A 14,264-nucleotide genomic window follows, 5' to 3' on the forward strand; every position below is an offset into this window, starting at 1 on the left:
GGGTGGATCGCCGAGCTCAGCGGACGGCAGCGCGTCGCGGTCGAGATCGGCGGGGTGTCGCCCGGCGCCGGGTCGCCCGTCTCGCCGGCGGGTGTGACCGCGATCGCCGCCGTCGATGGCGCCGGCGAGACCGTCGTGATCCTCGGTAACCTCGGCGAGACACCGGTCCGGGTCGTACTGAACGGCGCGTCCGAGCCGCGCGTCGTGGACCTCGGTGCGGGTGCGGTCGCCCGGGTGGTCGTCTCGGGTCCCGTCTCCGGCTCGTAACTCCTGCATCCCGGGCGCGTACCCGGGGCCGGGATGCTCCTGGGCGGTGTTCTGACCGACCAGCAGGAGTTGTGCGCAGAGCATCCGGTCCGAGCTCCTCAGCCGGCAGGACGCCTCGCCGAGCGTCCCGCCGGTTCACAACTCCTGCAGTTCGTCGCGGGAGCGCAGCGGCACGCCGGGGCTGAGCCGATCTGCGAACGTGCGACCGACGCGAGCAGGAGTTGTGAACCGGCGGGAGGGCTCAGGCGAGCGTGCGGCGCAGGATGGCGAGGTCGAGCCAGCGGCCGAACTTCGTCCCGACTTCCGGCAGCAGGCCGACCTGCTCGAACCCGAGCTTCGTGTGCAGGGCGATCGATGCGGTGTTCTCGGCCTCGATGAGGGCGAGCATGACGTGGTGGCCGTCGGCCGTGGCGCGTTCCAGCAGCTTGACCATGAGCGCCTTGCCGAGGCCGCGCCCCTGTGCGTCCGGGTGCACGTACACGGAGTTCTCGACGGTGTGGCGGTACCCGTCCTTCGCGGCGTACGGGCCGTAGCTGCCGTAGGCGAGGACCTCACCCTCGGGGAGCGCGTCGTCGGGGCCGTCGGCGATGGCGACGAGCGCGACCCGGCCCGGCTCCTGGTGGCGGGCGAGCCATGCCTCGCGCTCGGCGAGGTCGGGTGTGACCTCGGTCCAGATCGCGACACCGTTCGCGACGGCGTCGGTGTGGATGGCGAGGACGCCAGGCAGGTCGGCAGGTTCGGCGAGACGGATGCGCATACATCGATCGTAGAGCGCCCTTCGACAAGCTCAGGGACCGGTGGTGTCGGGCTCAGGGACCGACGGTGTTGGGCTCAGGGGTCGGCCGTAGGGAGCCGGGGCGCCCTTCGACAGGCTCAGGGACCGATGGTGTGCGGCTCAGGGACCGATGGTGTGCGGCTCAGGGACCGATGGTGTGCGGCTCAGGGACCGACGGTGTTGGGCTCAGTGGCCCGGTGCCCGCGACGGGTAGATTCGAGGCATGTCCTCCTCCACTCCGCTCCCGATGGAGCAGCTCACCGCCGTCCTGAACGCCGAAGTCGCCCGCTACGCCGCGCGCGGTTGGACGGTGTCGTCGGTGCAGGGCCAGCAGGCCGTGCTGCAGCGACAGAAGCGCATCGGCTGGTTCTGGAACCTGATCCTGACGCTCATCACCGGCGGGCTCTGGCTCATCGTCGTGATCATCCGCGTCGTGAACCGCAAGGTCGAGTCGCTCATCGTGACGGTCGACGCCTACGGTCGCATCTCCACGCGACGCTGACGGTCGGAGCATGAGCATGAGCATGAGCATGAGCGTGCGCGGCGAGAGCGAATCCCGGGAGACCGACGCCAGAGCTGTCATCGCCGCCGAGCGCGCCCGCGTGCAGCGGCGGACGCTCACGGTCGTCGTCATCAGCCAGGTCCTCGGCGGCGCCGGTCTCGCCGCCGGGGTGACGGTCGGGGCGCTCCTCGTGCAGGACGTCCTCGGCAGCATGAGCCTCGCGGGCGTCGCAGCCGCGCTCCTGACCCTCGGCTCCGCGCTCACCGCCTTCCTCGTCGGGCGCGTCACCCAGCGGCTCGGCCGGCGCATCGGGCTCGGACTCGGATTCGCGGCGGGTGGCGTCGGCGCGATCGGTGTGGTCGTGGCCACCACCACCGCCCTGGTGCCGCTCCTCTTCCTGTCGCTGTTCGTCTACGGCGCTGGCACGGCCACGAACCTCCAGGCGCGCTACGCCGGCACCGATCTCGCGACCCCGGCCCGACGTGGTTCGGCGATCAGCGTCGCGATGGTGTCGACCACGCTCGGCGCTGTCGCCGGACCCAACCTCGTCGAGCCGCTGGGATCGTTCGCGACCGGCCTCGGGCTGCCGTCGCTCGCCGGGCCGTTCCTCCTCGCCGCGGTCGCCTACCTCGCGGCCGGGACGGCGTTCCTCGTGCTGCTCCGACCCGACCCGTTCCTCCTCGCCCGCCGTCTCGACGCCGAGCTCGCGCAGCTGGAGGTGGAGCGGACCGCTGCGGAGCAGGTGGGGTCGAAGCAGACATCGCCGACGACCGCCGCACGCCCGCGTCCCGGCGTCGGCGCCTACGTCGGCGCCGCGGTCATGGTGGTCACGCAGATCGCCATGGTGGCGGTGATGACCATGACCCCGGTGCACATGCGCGCCCACCACCACGGCCTCGGCGAGGTCGGGCTCGTGATCGGGATCCACATCGCCGCGATGTACCTCCCCTCGCTCGTGACCGGCGTCCTGGTCGACCGCATCGGCCGCACGCCGATGGCGATCGCCGCCGGCGTGACCCTCCTGCTCGCCGGTGTCACGGGAGCACTCGCACCGGCGGACTCGCTCGGCCTGCTCATCCTGGCGCTCGCCCTCCTCGGACTCGGCTGGAACTTCGGGCTCATCGCGGGCACCGCGCTGGTCGTCGACCACACCGTGCCCGCCAACCGGGCACGCACCCAGGGCACGCTCGACGTCCTCATCGCGCTCGCCGGTGCCGGAGCCGGTGTCATGTCCGGCGTCGTGATGGCGGGGGTCGGTTACGGTGCGCTGTCGATCGCGGGCGGCGTGCTCGCCCTCCTGCTGATCCCCGTGCTGCTCTGGGCCCGCCGGGTCACCCCACGCACATCGGTGAGCTGAGGGCGCCCGAGCTACTCCGCCGCAGCCGGAACGCGGACGGTGAGGGCACCCGGCTCGATCCAGGTGTTGATCGCAATGGCCTTGCCGAAGCCGTCGCCGTCGAGTTCGATCTCCTCCGGCTTCGACATCCGGGCGACGAAGCGCTTCGCGGTGCCGTACCGGAGGTCGCCGTCGTCCTTCTGCTTGCCGGCGAGGGCCTTGCCCGCCTTCGTGCGACGGAGGACGCCGTTCACCCAGGCGACCTTCGCCCAGATGCGGATCCACCCGAGGATCCCGCCGGGGCGCATGAACATGAGGTCGAACAGGCCGTCGTCGACGACCGCGTCCGGCAGCAGCAGGATGTTGGCCGGCAGCGAACCGCAGTTGCCGATGATGACGGTGTGGACGGTCGCGCGGGTCTGCGGCTCGTCGTCGATGCGGAACCGCAGGTGCAGTTCGTCGGGGTCGCGCAGCGACTTCACGATCGCGTCGACGTAGGCGGCCCAACCGGCCTTCGCCTTGAGGTCGTCGTCGGTGTTCTTGATCATCTTCGCGTCGATCCCCATGCCGGCCATGACGACGAACACGTGGCGGTCGCGGGAGTGGTCGGCGCGCTCGATATCGATGACGCCGAGGTCGATGGGCTTGTCGTCGCCGGTGAACGCCGTGACGACGGAGCCCGGGAGGTCGTTCAGGGTGAGGCTCAGGTTGCGGGCGAGCAGGTTGCCGGTGCCGGAGGGGAGGAGCGCGAGGGGGATCCCGCTGCCCCGCAAGGCCTCTGAGACAGCGCGGACCGTGCCGTCGCCGCCGGCCGCGATGACGAGGTCGACCTTCGCAGCGATCGCCTCGGCGGTGACGCCCTGGCCGACGTCGTCGATGCTCGTCTCGAACCAGAGCGACTCGCCCCAGCCAGCATCGGCGGCGGAGCGGTCGACCGACTCCCGGAGTGCGTCGAGGTCGACCTTCACGGGGTTGTAGATGACGGCGGCGGTCTTGGTCGCCGTGGTGTCGCTCGGCGTGGTCGTGCTCTCAGGAGTCGTCATCCGATCAGCATAGAAGCGGAGACGCGGGTGAGGGGGATCCCGCTCACGGGTTGACGCGGCACGTGGGTTCTGTAGGCGGCGGAAGAGTATCGTTGAGTCCTTGCAGGCACCGTCCATGCCCGCCACGAACGCAGTGTCCGCGGCGGCCTCCCCATCGTGATTGCGACATCGTGAAGATCCTCTCCATCCAGTCAGCCGTGGCCTACGGGCACGTCGGCAACTCCGCGGCCGTGTTCCCCCTCCAGCGCATCGGCGTCGAGGTGATCCCGGTCAACACGGTGAACTTCTCGAACCACACCGGGTACGGCGCGTGGCGCGGGCCGCTCATCTCGCCCGAGCAGGTCGGCGAGGTCATCACCGGTGTCGAGGAGCGCGGTGCGTTCCCGCAGATCGACGTCGTGCTCTCGGGCTACCAGGGCGGCGTCGGCATCGGCGACGTCATCGTGGACGCGGTGCAGCGGGTCAAGGCGGCGAACCCCGACGCGCTGTACGCGTGCGATCCGGTCATGGGCAACGCGAAGTCCGGGTGCTTCGTCGCCCCGGAGATCCCCGACCTGCTGCGCGACCGCGTCGTGCCGAACGCCGACATCATCACGCCGAACCAGTTCGAGCTGGGCTTCCTCACGGGCACCGAGCCCGCTTCGCTCGAGTCCACGTTGGCGTCGGTCGAACTGGCGCGCGCGATGGGCCCGTCGGTCGTCCTGGTGACGAGCGTCGAGCGTCCCGACCGCGACCCCGAGACGATCGAGATGCTCGTCGTGGACGACGCCGGTCGGTGGATCGTCCAGACGCCGTTGCTGCCGTTCAAGGCGAACGGTTCCGGCGACGTCACGGCCGCCCTGTTCGCCGCACACTACGGCGAGACCCGCGACGCGAAGCTCGCCCTCGAGCGCACGGCGTCGAGTGTGTTCGACCTCGTCGAGCTCACGTACCGCTCGGGCCAGCGCGAGCTGCAGCTCGTCGAGGCGCAGGAGTTCTACGCGAACCCGCGGATGCAGTTCACCGCGACGGCGGTCTGAGCCGCTGAGGTCCCCTTCCGGTCCCTGAGCTCCCTTTCCGGTCCCTGAGTTTCCTTTCCGGTCCCTGAGCTCCCTTTCCGGTCCCTGAGCTCCCTTTCCGGTCCCTGAGTTTCCTTTCCGGTCCCTGAGCTTGTCGAAGGGCGGGGTTGTCCGTGTGCACTTCGACAGGCTCAGTGACCGGGGAAGGTGTCTCGAACGGTTTTCGGTCCCTGAGCTCCCTTTCCGGTCCCTGAGCTTGTCGAAGGGCGGGGTTGTCCGTGTGCACTTCGACAGGCTCAGTGACCGGGGGCGGCTCAGTGACCGGGGAAGGTGTCTCGAACGGTTTTCGGTCCCTCAGCTTGTCGAAGGGCGCACTTCGACAAGCTCAGTGACCAGGGTGCCTCAGCGCTTCCTCACCGCACGGCGCGGCAGGCGAGGTGGAGCGCGAGGCGCACCTCCGGGTCCGCCATGTCGACGCCGAGGAGCTCCTGCGCGCGGGTGATCCGCGTCGCGACGGTGTTGCGGTGCAGTCCGAGTGCGGCGGCCGTCGGCGCGACCGCGGACTCGTGGTCGAGGTAGGCGGACAGCGTCGTCAGCAGCTCGCCGTTGCCGGTCTGCAACGGTGCGAGGAGCGACCGCGCCGCCGGGACGAACGTGTCGTTTCCGGTCCACGCGAGCAGCAGCTGTTCCAGGCCGAGGCCGTCCACCCGCACGAACCAGCCCGTCGTGGACCGGTTCGCGGCGATGCGCACCGCGTCGGACGCCTCACCGAGTGACGACGTCAGACCCGCCGATCCGCTCGCCAGCGACCCGACGGCCGTCGCGACGTTGAACGAGCGCCGCGCCTCCACGTGGAGGTCGCGGAGGGCGGCGATGTACCGCTCGACCTGCGGCGGCTCCGGCGGTTCGGCGAAGGTCAGCCAACCGCTCACCCCGCGGCCGCTCGTCGTCGCGTGGGAGTCCACGGCGATCCGCCCGAGCGCGCCGGTCACGAAGCGGAGGAGTTGTAGGGCGTCCACTCGGCTCCGGCCGACGATCCGGAACGCGAGGTGGTAGCCGGTCGTCCTCCAGCCCCGCTCGAGCATGCGGCGTTCGACGTCGGGATCGGGGCGGCCTCGGAGGTCCACGAAGTCCCGCAGGACGCCGGACGACACGGACGCGTCACTGACCTCGGCGACCTCGTCGATGAGGATCCGCGCCGCGACGGCGGGCATGGCGACTTCGGCGGCGACCGCGAGCGCACTCAGCTGTCGGTCGTCGAGTCCGTCCCCGAAGAACGCGACCCGGAGGCCCTCCCGACTCGGGCTGTCCACCCGGACCGATGCCGCCGCGCCGCGCCCGGCCTTCGTCAGGTCGACCCAGGGGCCGAAGTCGATCGCCGCGTGCACCTCGGACGGCAACCGCCCGCCGGCCTCGAGCAGGACGCCCTCGCTGTCGATGAGGGCGATCCCGTGGCCAATGCTCGTCGAGAGGTGGCGGAGCAGGTCGGCCAGGCCCTCGGCGTGATACTCGATGGACTGCGCGACCTTGCGGACGTACCCGAGAGTCAGGGAGTCGCGGGCCTCGACGAGCTGCCAACACGCCTTCGCGAGCAGCATCGGTCGGTCGACGTGCAGGAGCGAGAAGCCGAGTCGGTCGGCGAGCGCGCGCGTCCCCGCGCCGAAGCCGTCGGCCTCCGGGATCGCCAGGGCGAGGAAGCCACGATCCCGGGTGCGACGGACGAGTGCGTCCTGCTGCCACGGCCTCGTGGGTGGGGCTCCGGTCACCACGGCCAGTCGTCCGGCGCCGTCCTCGGGGAGGGCCGCCTCGTTCGTCTCGACCACCACGCCGGCCCAGTTGGCGTCGGCCGGGCCGGCGATGAGCCGCACGCCGCCGTTGTCGGGGTGGACGAGGAGCGCACCCAACTGCAGGCGATCGCTCATGCCGGGACCTCGTCGGTTCGGACCTCGTCGAGCTCGTCCAGGCCGTAGGCGGACGGGAGCACGTGGCGGAGTCGCTCCGGGGAGCCGGACCACCAGTCCGGACCGTCGACCCGGATGACGGCGACGTGTCTCGCCATCGAGATCGCGGTGACCTCGAGGATGTCCCGCGAGACGGCGTCGACCACGACGATCAGGTCCGGCGCGGCGGCTTCGAGTCGTCCGTCGGTCATGAACGCGAGCGTCTCGGAGCGTGCGACGAGACGGTGCAGCGCGCCACTGCTCCCGTCGATCCCGAAGGTGAGCACGTGCGGGTCGCGGGAGTCCGGCTCGATGCTGCTGATCCGTCCCTCCGCGAGGAGCCGTCCACCCAGCGACTCGGCCAGGGCGGTCAGCGGGCCGTCGATCCGCGCGAGGAACGCGCCGCCCAGCTCGAGTGCCCGGGCGGCGTTCCCGACGATGGCGTGCGCTCGGAGGTCGCCGACGGTGAAGCCCGCGAACACCATGCCGCCACTGCCGCCGGCTTGCACGATCGCCGCGCGGACGACGCGTTCGATGTCGAGAGCACGCTCGGTCTCGACGAGCGCGACCCCGCCGGCACCGGTGTCGCAGGTGACGACGATGCCCGGGACCTCGTCCACGAGGATCGACATCTGGTCGAGCGAGGGGACGGCACGCCCGGTCAGATCAGCGTCGACGATGGTCCTCCCCGCGGCGAACGCGAAGGGGGTGAGCCCGTTGACCCCGCCACCCTCCAACGAACAGATGGCCGGGATGCGGTGTCCGAGCCAGCGTTCCGCGGCCCCGATCAGCCGCCCGAACGGGTCCGTGCCGGGCAGGCGCTCACTGAGCAGCATCGTGGAACCGACGAAGCCGACGGCGAGACACGGGGTCTCCGGGTCGAGGTCGTCGACGCTGTGGAGGTCGAACGGCCAGGCGCGCTCGTCGCGGAGCGCCAGCTCGAGCATCGTCGTCGCGCCGCCACCTCCCGAGCCCAGGATCGCGAACCCCGTCGCCACGGCGGGGAGGCGATCGTGCTCGAGGAGGGTCGGCATGCCCTCAGCCTAGGCTCGGGAGTCCCTGGTGTCGCGAACGAGCTCGTCGGTGAACGCCCGGGTGATGATGCTCTCGTCTGGAAGAGCACGTTGAGCGTCTTCAGTGAGCTCATATCTGCTGACCGCGACGGGATTCGTTGCGGATGCCAGCGCATACCGGACGACGGTGTCGTTCTTGCTGGCGACCAGGAGAATTCCGACGGTCGGTTGGTGTTTGCCTGGAATGCGCAGCCGATCTTCGACGACCGAGACGTAGAACCCGATCTGGCCGGCGTCGCGTGGGTCGAACTTCGTGGTCTTGAGCTCGATGACGACATAGCGCAGCTGCTCGACGTGGAAGAACAACAGATCGACGTAGAAGTCGTCGCCTTCGATCTCGAAGTGCACCTGGCGGCCGACGAATGCGAACCCTGGGCCGAGCTCGCGCATCGTCTCCAAGATGCGGTTCACCATCTGCTCCTCGAGGTTCCGCTCGGAGATGTCGCTGTCGACGGCGAGGAATTGCAGCGCGTACGGATCCTTCGTGATCTCCTGTGCCTGGTCAGCATCGGGCCGCTGGAGGGTTCTCGAGAAGTTCGTAGGGGCTGCTGACTCCCGCTCATGCAGCCGCGTCGTGATCTGGTGTGCCAATACGGATCGGCTCCACCCGTGGTGCACGTCTTTAGCCGCGTACCAGTCGCGGAGCGTCTGGTCGTCGAGCTTGTCGAGGAGCTCGATCACATGGCCCCAGGGCAATTCGCCAACGGGCCGTTGGCGAATTGCCGATGGGTCAGGCCATGCGTCAGAAAAGCGACGCATGTAGCGCATATTCGCCGGAGAGAAACCCTTCATCGAAGGGAACTCGGCGCGCAGGTCAGCGGCAAGCCGCGACAGCACGTTCGAGCCCCAAGCCTCTTCAGCCTGTCGTGCTCGAAGCGTGTTACCGATATGCCACCAGAGCTGCAACAGCTCGGTGTTCGTCTGTCTCTGCACGCGCAGGCGTGCGGAGTGGACGTGTCGTTTCACGTCCTCGAACGCGGCCGCATACGACTCAGGAGCCAGCTCGTCGACCATTCTTATATGTTAGATGCTGCAGGTTGGCAGAGCTGTCGATCAACCGTGGTTTCCGGCAACGCCCTCCGTAGCCAACGCGAACGCATCCGCGGCTTCCGCAGCCACTGCCTCGCCCTCCACCGGGACGAACGGCTCCGTCAACCCGAACGCGGTCGGTCCGAAGGCGCGCAGTGCGTCCGGCGTGCGCATGAGTGCCGGCGTCGAGATCCCGAGGACCCGGACCCGTTGTCCGTAGCGGAGGCCCTCCGTGGTGATCGGCTCGGCGGTCTCGTGGTCGACGATGCAGATGAGGTCCGGCACGATTGCGACGACCTCGCCGTTCCACCGTGCGATGAGGTTCTCGTTCTGGAACGAGATCTCGAGGCGTTCGGAGCTCGACGGGTCGGCCGACCAGATGACGGCCGTGCCCTTGGCGAAGCCCTCGGTGGTGCGGCGCTCCACGTCGGCGACCTTCCCGACGAACAGCTCCCGGACGTGCGAGTAGAGCGTCGTGGACAGCGTGTCGGCGATGGCGGCGAACGGCGAACGGTGCTCCTCGCGCGCGACCCGGATCGCCCGGCCGAGGGCCAGCGCCATCGAGATCGTCCGCGGCACCGCGGTGCGACGCACGTCCGCCCCGCTCATCGCGTACTCGGCGATGTGCGCGACGCCGCCGAGACGGATTGCGATACCGCGTGCCAACCACTCCATCTGTCGGTCGTCGTCGCCGGTGTCGATGATCACGCGCTCGCCGCGTTCCCCGGCGATGGCGAGGGGCGAACCGTGGACGCCGTAGACCGCGAAGGTCTCCATGGAGAGCTCCGGGAAGGCCCGGCCCATGCCGTCGGCGTCGACGACCGGCAGCCCGGTCTCGGCGGCCACGATGAGCGGGATCATCGAGTTGATGCCACCGCACTCGATCGGCATGGTCGCGTCGGCGGTGCGCCCGAGGTGCTCCTCGAGCGTCCGCAGGGCGAGTGTCGGCTCGAACCCGGCGGGGATCTTCTCGACCATGACCGTCGGAGCGCCCATCTGCGCGGTGGGGATGACGAAGAGGTCGTCGTCCAGGTCGTCTGGGTCGAGGATCGTGATGGAGCGGTCGCCGAGCACCTGCTTCACGAGCATCATGCCGATGTACGGGTCACCTCCGCCGCCGGTCCCGAGGAGCGTGGCGCCTCGAGCGAGGTCGGGCAGGTCGTCCGCGGTCAGCGTCCAGCTCATGCGGCGACCTCCGGCGCGTCCGGCGCAGGCGTCTCGGCCGTGCCGTCGAAGCGGTGGGACGGCACCTCGTACCCGAAGTACCCCGGCCCGACCATCGCGAGCGCCGCCGGACTGTGCCAGCGGTCGTCGCTCGGCGCCGAGATCACGCGGACGCGCTGTCCGTAGCGGAGCCCCTCGGTGGTGATGGGCTCGCCGGAGTCGTGCTCGAGCACCATGATGAGGTCGGGCGTCGTCACGAGGGTGACGCCGTCGAGCGCCGCCATGAGGTGCTCGTTCTGGAAGGACAGCTCGAGGCTCGCGTCGACGCCGTCGATCCGTGCGCGACCTCGGGCGAACCCGGTGGTGGTCGCGCGCTCGACGTCGACGACCTTACCGGAGAACAGCTCGCGACCGCCGAGCAACTGCACGGTCCGCTCCACGGGGTCGGCCTTCTCGGCTCGGGCCGCCTCGATGCCGTCGCCGATCTCGCGGCACAGCGACAGCGAGTCGGCGACGAGCGCCTCGCGGGCCTGCGCGCCGGACATCGGGAAGCCGGAGATCATGACCGAGCAGCCCATCTCGACACAGGCGACGCGGGCGATGCGTTCCGTCCAGCTGTTGTCGACGGTCGTGAGGACGCCGGTGTTGCCCTTCTCGTCGCTGAACGCGAGCGGGGAGGCGTCGATGCCGTACAGGGTCGGGAGCACCATCTGCAGCTCGGGGAAGGCCCGCCCCATCCCGTCGGCGTCGATGAGGGGGAGTCCGAGCGCTGCGGCTGCGGCGATCGGGATGGTCGAGTTCACACCGCCGACCTCGGCGCACGCGATGTGCGTGACCGGGCGACCGAGGGAGGCACTGAGGGCGTGGACCGGTGCGACGACCTCGGTGAGGCTCGGCAGCTTCTCGACCATGACGGTCGGGGCGCCCATCATCGCGACGGTGAGGACGAGCGCGTCGTCGGGGACCTCGTCGAGGGTGACGACGGTGACGTCGCCGTGCTCGCGGAGCGCCTGCGCGGCGAGCAGTGCGCCGATGTACGGGTCACCGCCACCGCCGGTCCCGAGGACGGCCGCACCGCGGGCGAGGCCAGGGATGAGGTCGGCCGAGATGGTCCAGCTCATCGGAGGCCTCCCATGTCGAGGTCGCCGACGGCCTTCACCCGGATGCGCGTGGCGTTCCCGGGGAGATAGGGGATCGGGACCTCGTCGAAATCGACGATCGCGACCGACGCGGGGGAGGCGCCGGCCGCGATCGCCTTGTCGATCGCCTCGGCACGGACCTCGGCGATCGCCTCCTCGCGTCGGCCGGGTTCGATGGCGTAGACCTTGTCGATCTCGCCCCCGACCTGCGCGATGGAAGCACCGATGGCGTTCGCCACGGCGTAGTTGTCGGGCCGGTGCACGGCGCCGAAGATGGGGAGTTCGTCTGAGAGCAGGATCGACCCGCCGCCGACCGCCACCACGGGGATCGGCTCGGGGGAGGTGCGCATGCGGTCGACGGCCTCGGCGATGCGTTCGCCGATCCGCTCGAGGACGCGCTCCACGAAGACCGGGTCGAGGTGGGCGACCTTCGAGGCGTCACCGATCGACGCGCGACCGGCGGCCACGGCGATGTCCGTCGCCGTGAGGGTGCTGCCGCCGAAGACGAGGGCCTCGGTCATGAGCTTGTACCCGACGGATGCCGGGCCGACCTCGGCGGTCTCCTCGTCGACGATGCTGCCGCCGCCGATGCCGATGGACAGGACGTCGGGCATGCGGAAGTTGGTGCGGATGCCGGCGACCTTGACCTCGTTCGCCGTCTCGCGGGGGAAGCCGTTGATGAGCAGACCGATGTCCGCCGTCGTGCCACCGATGTCGACGACCGCGCAGGTCGCGAGTCCGCTCGTCAGTGCCGCCCCGCGCATCGAGTTGGTGGGGCCGGACGCGAACGTCGCGACGGGGTAGAGGCGCACGTAGTCCTCGTCCATGAGCGTGCCGTCGTTCTGGCTGAGGAAGATGGGCGCCTTGATGCCCTGCTTCCGGACGGCGGCGGTGAGCCCGTCGACGATCTCCGAGGCGAGCTCGCGCAGGGCTGCGTTGATGATCGTCGCGTTCTCGCGTTCCAGGAGGCCGATGCGCCCGATCTCGTGCGAGAGCGAGATGGCGACGTCCGGGCCGAGCACGTCGCCGACGATCCGCGCCGCCTCGACCTCGAGGTCGTGGTTGACGGGGCTGAAGACGGAGGAGATCGCGACGGAGCGGATGCCGTTCGCACGCATGTCCTCGGCGTGTGCCCGCAGCTCGTCGGGGTCGATCGGCGAGATGGGGCGTCCGTCGAACTCGTAGCCGCCGTGCGCGAGGTAGCTGCGTGCGCTGATCGCCTCGACGAGCTCCGCCGGCCAGTCGACGAGCGGCGGCAGTGCGCGGGTGGCCGGGAGTCCGAGGCGCAGTGCCGCGGTGGGTGCGAGCCGCTTGGCCTGCACGAGGGCGTTGATGAAGTGCGTCGTGCCGATCATCACCGCGGTGATCTGCTCGCCGTCGAAGTGGTGTCCGCTCCGCAGTTCGCCGATCGCCTGGACGATCCCGTCGGTCACGTCCGGGGTGGTCGCGTGCTTGACGGCCGCCAGGGTGGTGGTGCCGTCCATGAGCACGGCGTCGGTGTTGGTGCCGCCGACATCGATACCGATGTGCATATGAGGGGTTCGCTTTCTGTTGGTGCGGTGGAGCGGTGTGCGGTGGAACGGTCTGGCGCGACGGAACGGGCGTCCCGCGGGTCAGCTCGAGGCGGTGGCGGGGGTGTCCGTCGTCACGTCCGCCTCGATCTGCGAGGTGTGGGCGACACCGACACCGCGGACCAGGCCGAGCTTGCCGGCGGCGATGTACAGCACCATCGAGAGGATGAGCGACAGGACGGCGGGGATGCCCCAGGTGACGAAGTAGCCGGTGATCGCGGACACGGCCCAGATGATGATGGTCGCTGGGACGATGCGCGGGGCGGTCGTGGGCAGGCGGCCCGAGGCGCGGGTCTCGTCGAGCTCGCCGCGCCAGCGCTTCACGATGAAGTACTCGGCGACCATGATGCCGGCGATGGGCGGGAAGGCGACGCCGAGGATGATGAGGAAGCCGGAGAACTGCCCGAGGATGCCGACCGCCGCGAGGATGGAGCCGACCACGCCGAGCACGATGGTGGTGGTCACGCGGTTGAGGTTCTTGCCGAACGCGGTCGAGATGAAGTTGACCAGCCCGAGCGTCGACGAGTACAGGTTCCAGTCGTTGATCTTGAGCGTCCCGGTGATGACGATGATGAGGCCGATGAGGCCGACCGACGACGTGACGATCGCGACGACGTTGCCCGAGGCTGCGGCGTGGGCGAGCAGGACCCCGGAGAGGCCGATGACGAACTCACCGAGCGAGACGCCGACGACGGTCTGCTTGATGACGTCGGCGCGGGACCGGTTGAAGCGGGTCATGTCGGCGGTGATGATGGCGCCGACGATGAGGCCGCCCGCGACGATGCCGGTGCCGGCCCAGACGCTCATGGTGGGGCCGGGTGCCGGGCCGGTGACGAGTTCCATGAAGTCGTGCTGGGTGAGTTCGCTGATGATCGACCAGCCGACGAGGATGAGGAACAGCGGGACGGTGATGTTCGCGAGCCACTGCATGCCCTTGAACCCGTAGGCGACGATGGCGGTGACGGCGAGGCCGAAGATGAGGCTCCAGGCCCACACCGGCATGAAGCCGGGCAGGAGGGCGTCGAGCGACTCGGCGGAGATCGCGCTCTGGATGCCGAACCAGCCGATGAGGCTGATGCCGATCGCGAGTCCGACCAGGGACGCGCCGATCTCGCCGAAGCCGGTCCAGCGGGCGAGGAGCGCGGTGTTGAGGCCCTCCTTCTGGCCGATGATGCCGACGATGCACATGATCACCTCGAGGATGATCGAGCCGAGGAGCAGGGCGAGGAACGCCTCGCCGAAGGTCATGCTGTAGCCGAGGGTGGCGCCGAGGAGGAACTGGGACAGGGCCGACACCTGTCCGAAGCGTTGGACGGCGATGCCGAACCAGGGCTTCTGTGCGTCGGGACGGACGCGGGACAGGGCGAAGTCGTCTGCGTGTGCCATGCGAGCCATGCTGGTCTCCAGAAGTGGGGGAGGGAGCGGTG

General features: G+C 69.8%; 12 protein-coding genes and 1 pseudogene. 4 read left to right on the forward strand and 9 right to left on the reverse strand.

Going from position 1 to position 14,264, the window contains the following annotated elements; translation table 11 throughout:
* A pseudogene (locus IFT89_RS14320) lies at positions 1-267 on the forward strand (hypothetical protein); the annotation flags it as partial.
* A gap of 241 nt (positions 268-508) precedes the next feature.
* Here IFT89_RS14320 and IFT89_RS14325 read toward each other — a convergent pair.
* Entirely contained in the window at positions 509-1,024 is a 516-nt protein-coding gene (locus IFT89_RS14325; protein ID WP_202939302.1) for a GNAT family N-acetyltransferase, read from the reverse strand.
* A gap of 241 nt (positions 1,025-1,265) precedes the next feature.
* Between IFT89_RS14325 and IFT89_RS14330 the strand changes: the two genes are divergently transcribed.
* Positions 1,266-1,544: a hypothetical protein gene (locus IFT89_RS14330; protein ID WP_138945899.1), complete on the forward strand. Its 279-nt coding sequence runs from the start codon at positions 1,266-1,268 to the stop codon at positions 1,542-1,544.
* 10 nt (positions 1,545-1,554) lie between these two features.
* Positions 1,555-2,901 (forward strand): MFS transporter, encoded by a 1,347-nt coding sequence (locus tag IFT89_RS14335; protein ID WP_244650737.1) that lies wholly within the window; start codon positions 1,555-1,557, stop codon positions 2,899-2,901.
* An 11-nt stretch (positions 2,902-2,912) separates the two neighbouring features.
* On the opposite strand, the gene IFT89_RS14340 is transcribed toward IFT89_RS14335, so the two are convergent.
* A complete protein-coding gene (locus IFT89_RS14340) occupies positions 2,913-3,923 on the reverse strand; it encodes a diacylglycerol/lipid kinase family protein (RefSeq protein WP_192018981.1) in 1,011 nt (336 codons plus the stop codon).
* A 170-nt stretch (positions 3,924-4,093) separates the two neighbouring features.
* On the opposite strand from IFT89_RS14340, the gene pdxY reads away from it, so the two are divergent.
* Positions 4,094-4,942: a pyridoxal kinase PdxY gene (pdxY, locus tag IFT89_RS14345; protein ID WP_079704522.1), complete on the forward strand. Its 849-nt coding sequence runs from the start codon at positions 4,094-4,096 to the stop codon at positions 4,940-4,942.
* Between the two features lie 392 nt (positions 4,943-5,334).
* Here the strand turns inward: pdxY and IFT89_RS14350 are convergent, their stop codons facing one another.
* The 7 genes from IFT89_RS14350 to IFT89_RS14380 all read right to left on the reverse strand — a co-directional run bounded on the left by IFT89_RS14350 (position 5,335) and on the right by IFT89_RS14380 (position 14,232).
* Complete coding sequence (locus IFT89_RS14350; protein WP_137242756.1) at positions 5,335-6,843, reverse strand: PucR family transcriptional regulator; 1,509 nt, start codon at positions 6,841-6,843, stop codon at positions 5,335-5,337.
* Positions 6,840-7,895 carry a DUF917 domain-containing protein gene (locus tag IFT89_RS14355; RefSeq protein WP_202939303.1) on the reverse strand — a complete coding sequence of 352 codons (1,056 nt, stop codon included), beginning with the start codon at positions 7,893-7,895 and terminating at the stop codon, positions 6,840-6,842. The genes IFT89_RS14350 and IFT89_RS14355 overlap by 4 nt, the downstream gene beginning before the upstream one ends.
* Before the next feature lie 9 nt (positions 7,896-7,904).
* Positions 7,905-8,948 (reverse strand): PDDEXK nuclease domain-containing protein, encoded by a 1,044-nt coding sequence (locus IFT89_RS14360; RefSeq protein ID WP_137242754.1) that lies wholly within the window; start codon positions 8,946-8,948, stop codon positions 7,905-7,907.
* A 39-nt stretch (positions 8,949-8,987) separates the two neighbouring features.
* Positions 8,988-10,148, reverse strand: coding sequence for a DUF917 domain-containing protein (locus IFT89_RS14365; protein WP_202939304.1), 1,161 nt, complete (start codon positions 10,146-10,148; stop codon positions 8,988-8,990).
* Positions 10,145-11,248, reverse strand: a complete 1,104-nt coding sequence (locus tag IFT89_RS14370; RefSeq protein WP_202939305.1) for a DUF917 domain-containing protein — start codon at positions 11,246-11,248, stop codon at positions 10,145-10,147. The genes IFT89_RS14365 and IFT89_RS14370 overlap by 4 nt, the downstream gene beginning before the upstream one ends.
* Positions 11,245-12,798 carry a hydantoinase/oxoprolinase N-terminal domain-containing protein gene (locus IFT89_RS14375; RefSeq protein ID WP_191940079.1) on the reverse strand — a complete coding sequence of 518 codons (1,554 nt, stop codon included), beginning with the start codon at positions 12,796-12,798 and terminating at the stop codon, positions 11,245-11,247. Before IFT89_RS14375 ends, IFT89_RS14370 begins: the two co-directional genes overlap by 4 nt.
* An 81-nt stretch (positions 12,799-12,879) precedes the next feature.
* Positions 12,880-14,232 (reverse strand): purine-cytosine permease family protein, encoded by a 1,353-nt coding sequence (locus IFT89_RS14380; protein WP_202939306.1) that lies wholly within the window; start codon positions 14,230-14,232, stop codon positions 12,880-12,882.
* Positions 14,233-14,264: the final 32 nt, after the last annotated feature.

The sequence above is a fragment of the Plantibacter sp. CFBP 13570 genome (assembly GCF_014841395.1).
Classification (GTDB): domain Bacteria; phylum Actinomycetota; class Actinomycetes; order Actinomycetales; family Microbacteriaceae; genus Plantibacter; species Plantibacter auratus.

Coding starts and splice junctions, on each gene's coding strand:
- IFT89_RS14325 (WP_202939302.1), bottom strand. CDS start 1,024: ATGCGCATCCGTCTCGCCGAACCTGCCGACCTGCCTGGCGTCCTCGCC.
- IFT89_RS14330 (WP_138945899.1), top strand. CDS start 1,266: ATGTCCTCCTCCACTCCGCTCCCGATGGAGCAGCTCACCGCCGTCCTG.
- IFT89_RS14335 (WP_244650737.1), top strand. CDS start 1,555: ATGAGCATGAGCATGAGCATGAGCGTGCGCGGCGAGAGCGAATCCCGG.
- IFT89_RS14340 (WP_192018981.1), bottom strand. CDS start 3,923: ATGACGACTCCTGAGAGCACGACCACGCCGAGCGACACCACGGCGACC.
- IFT89_RS14350 (WP_137242756.1), bottom strand. CDS start 6,843: ATGAGCGATCGCCTGCAGTTGGGTGCGCTCCTCGTCCACCCCGACAAC.
- IFT89_RS14355 (WP_202939303.1), bottom strand. CDS start 7,895: ATGCCGACCCTCCTCGAGCACGATCGCCTCCCCGCCGTGGCGACGGGG.
- IFT89_RS14360 (WP_137242754.1), bottom strand. CDS start 8,948: ATGGTCGACGAGCTGGCTCCTGAGTCGTATGCGGCCGCGTTCGAGGAC.
- IFT89_RS14365 (WP_202939304.1), bottom strand. CDS start 10,148: ATGAGCTGGACGCTGACCGCGGACGACCTGCCCGACCTCGCTCGAGGC.
- IFT89_RS14370 (WP_202939305.1), bottom strand. CDS start 11,248: ATGAGCTGGACCATCTCGGCCGACCTCATCCCTGGCCTCGCCCGCGGT.
- IFT89_RS14375 (WP_191940079.1), bottom strand. CDS start 12,798: ATGCACATCGGTATCGATGTCGGCGGCACCAACACCGACGCCGTGCTC.
- IFT89_RS14380 (WP_202939306.1), bottom strand. CDS start 14,232: ATGGCTCGCATGGCACACGCAGACGACTTCGCCCTGTCCCGCGTCCGT.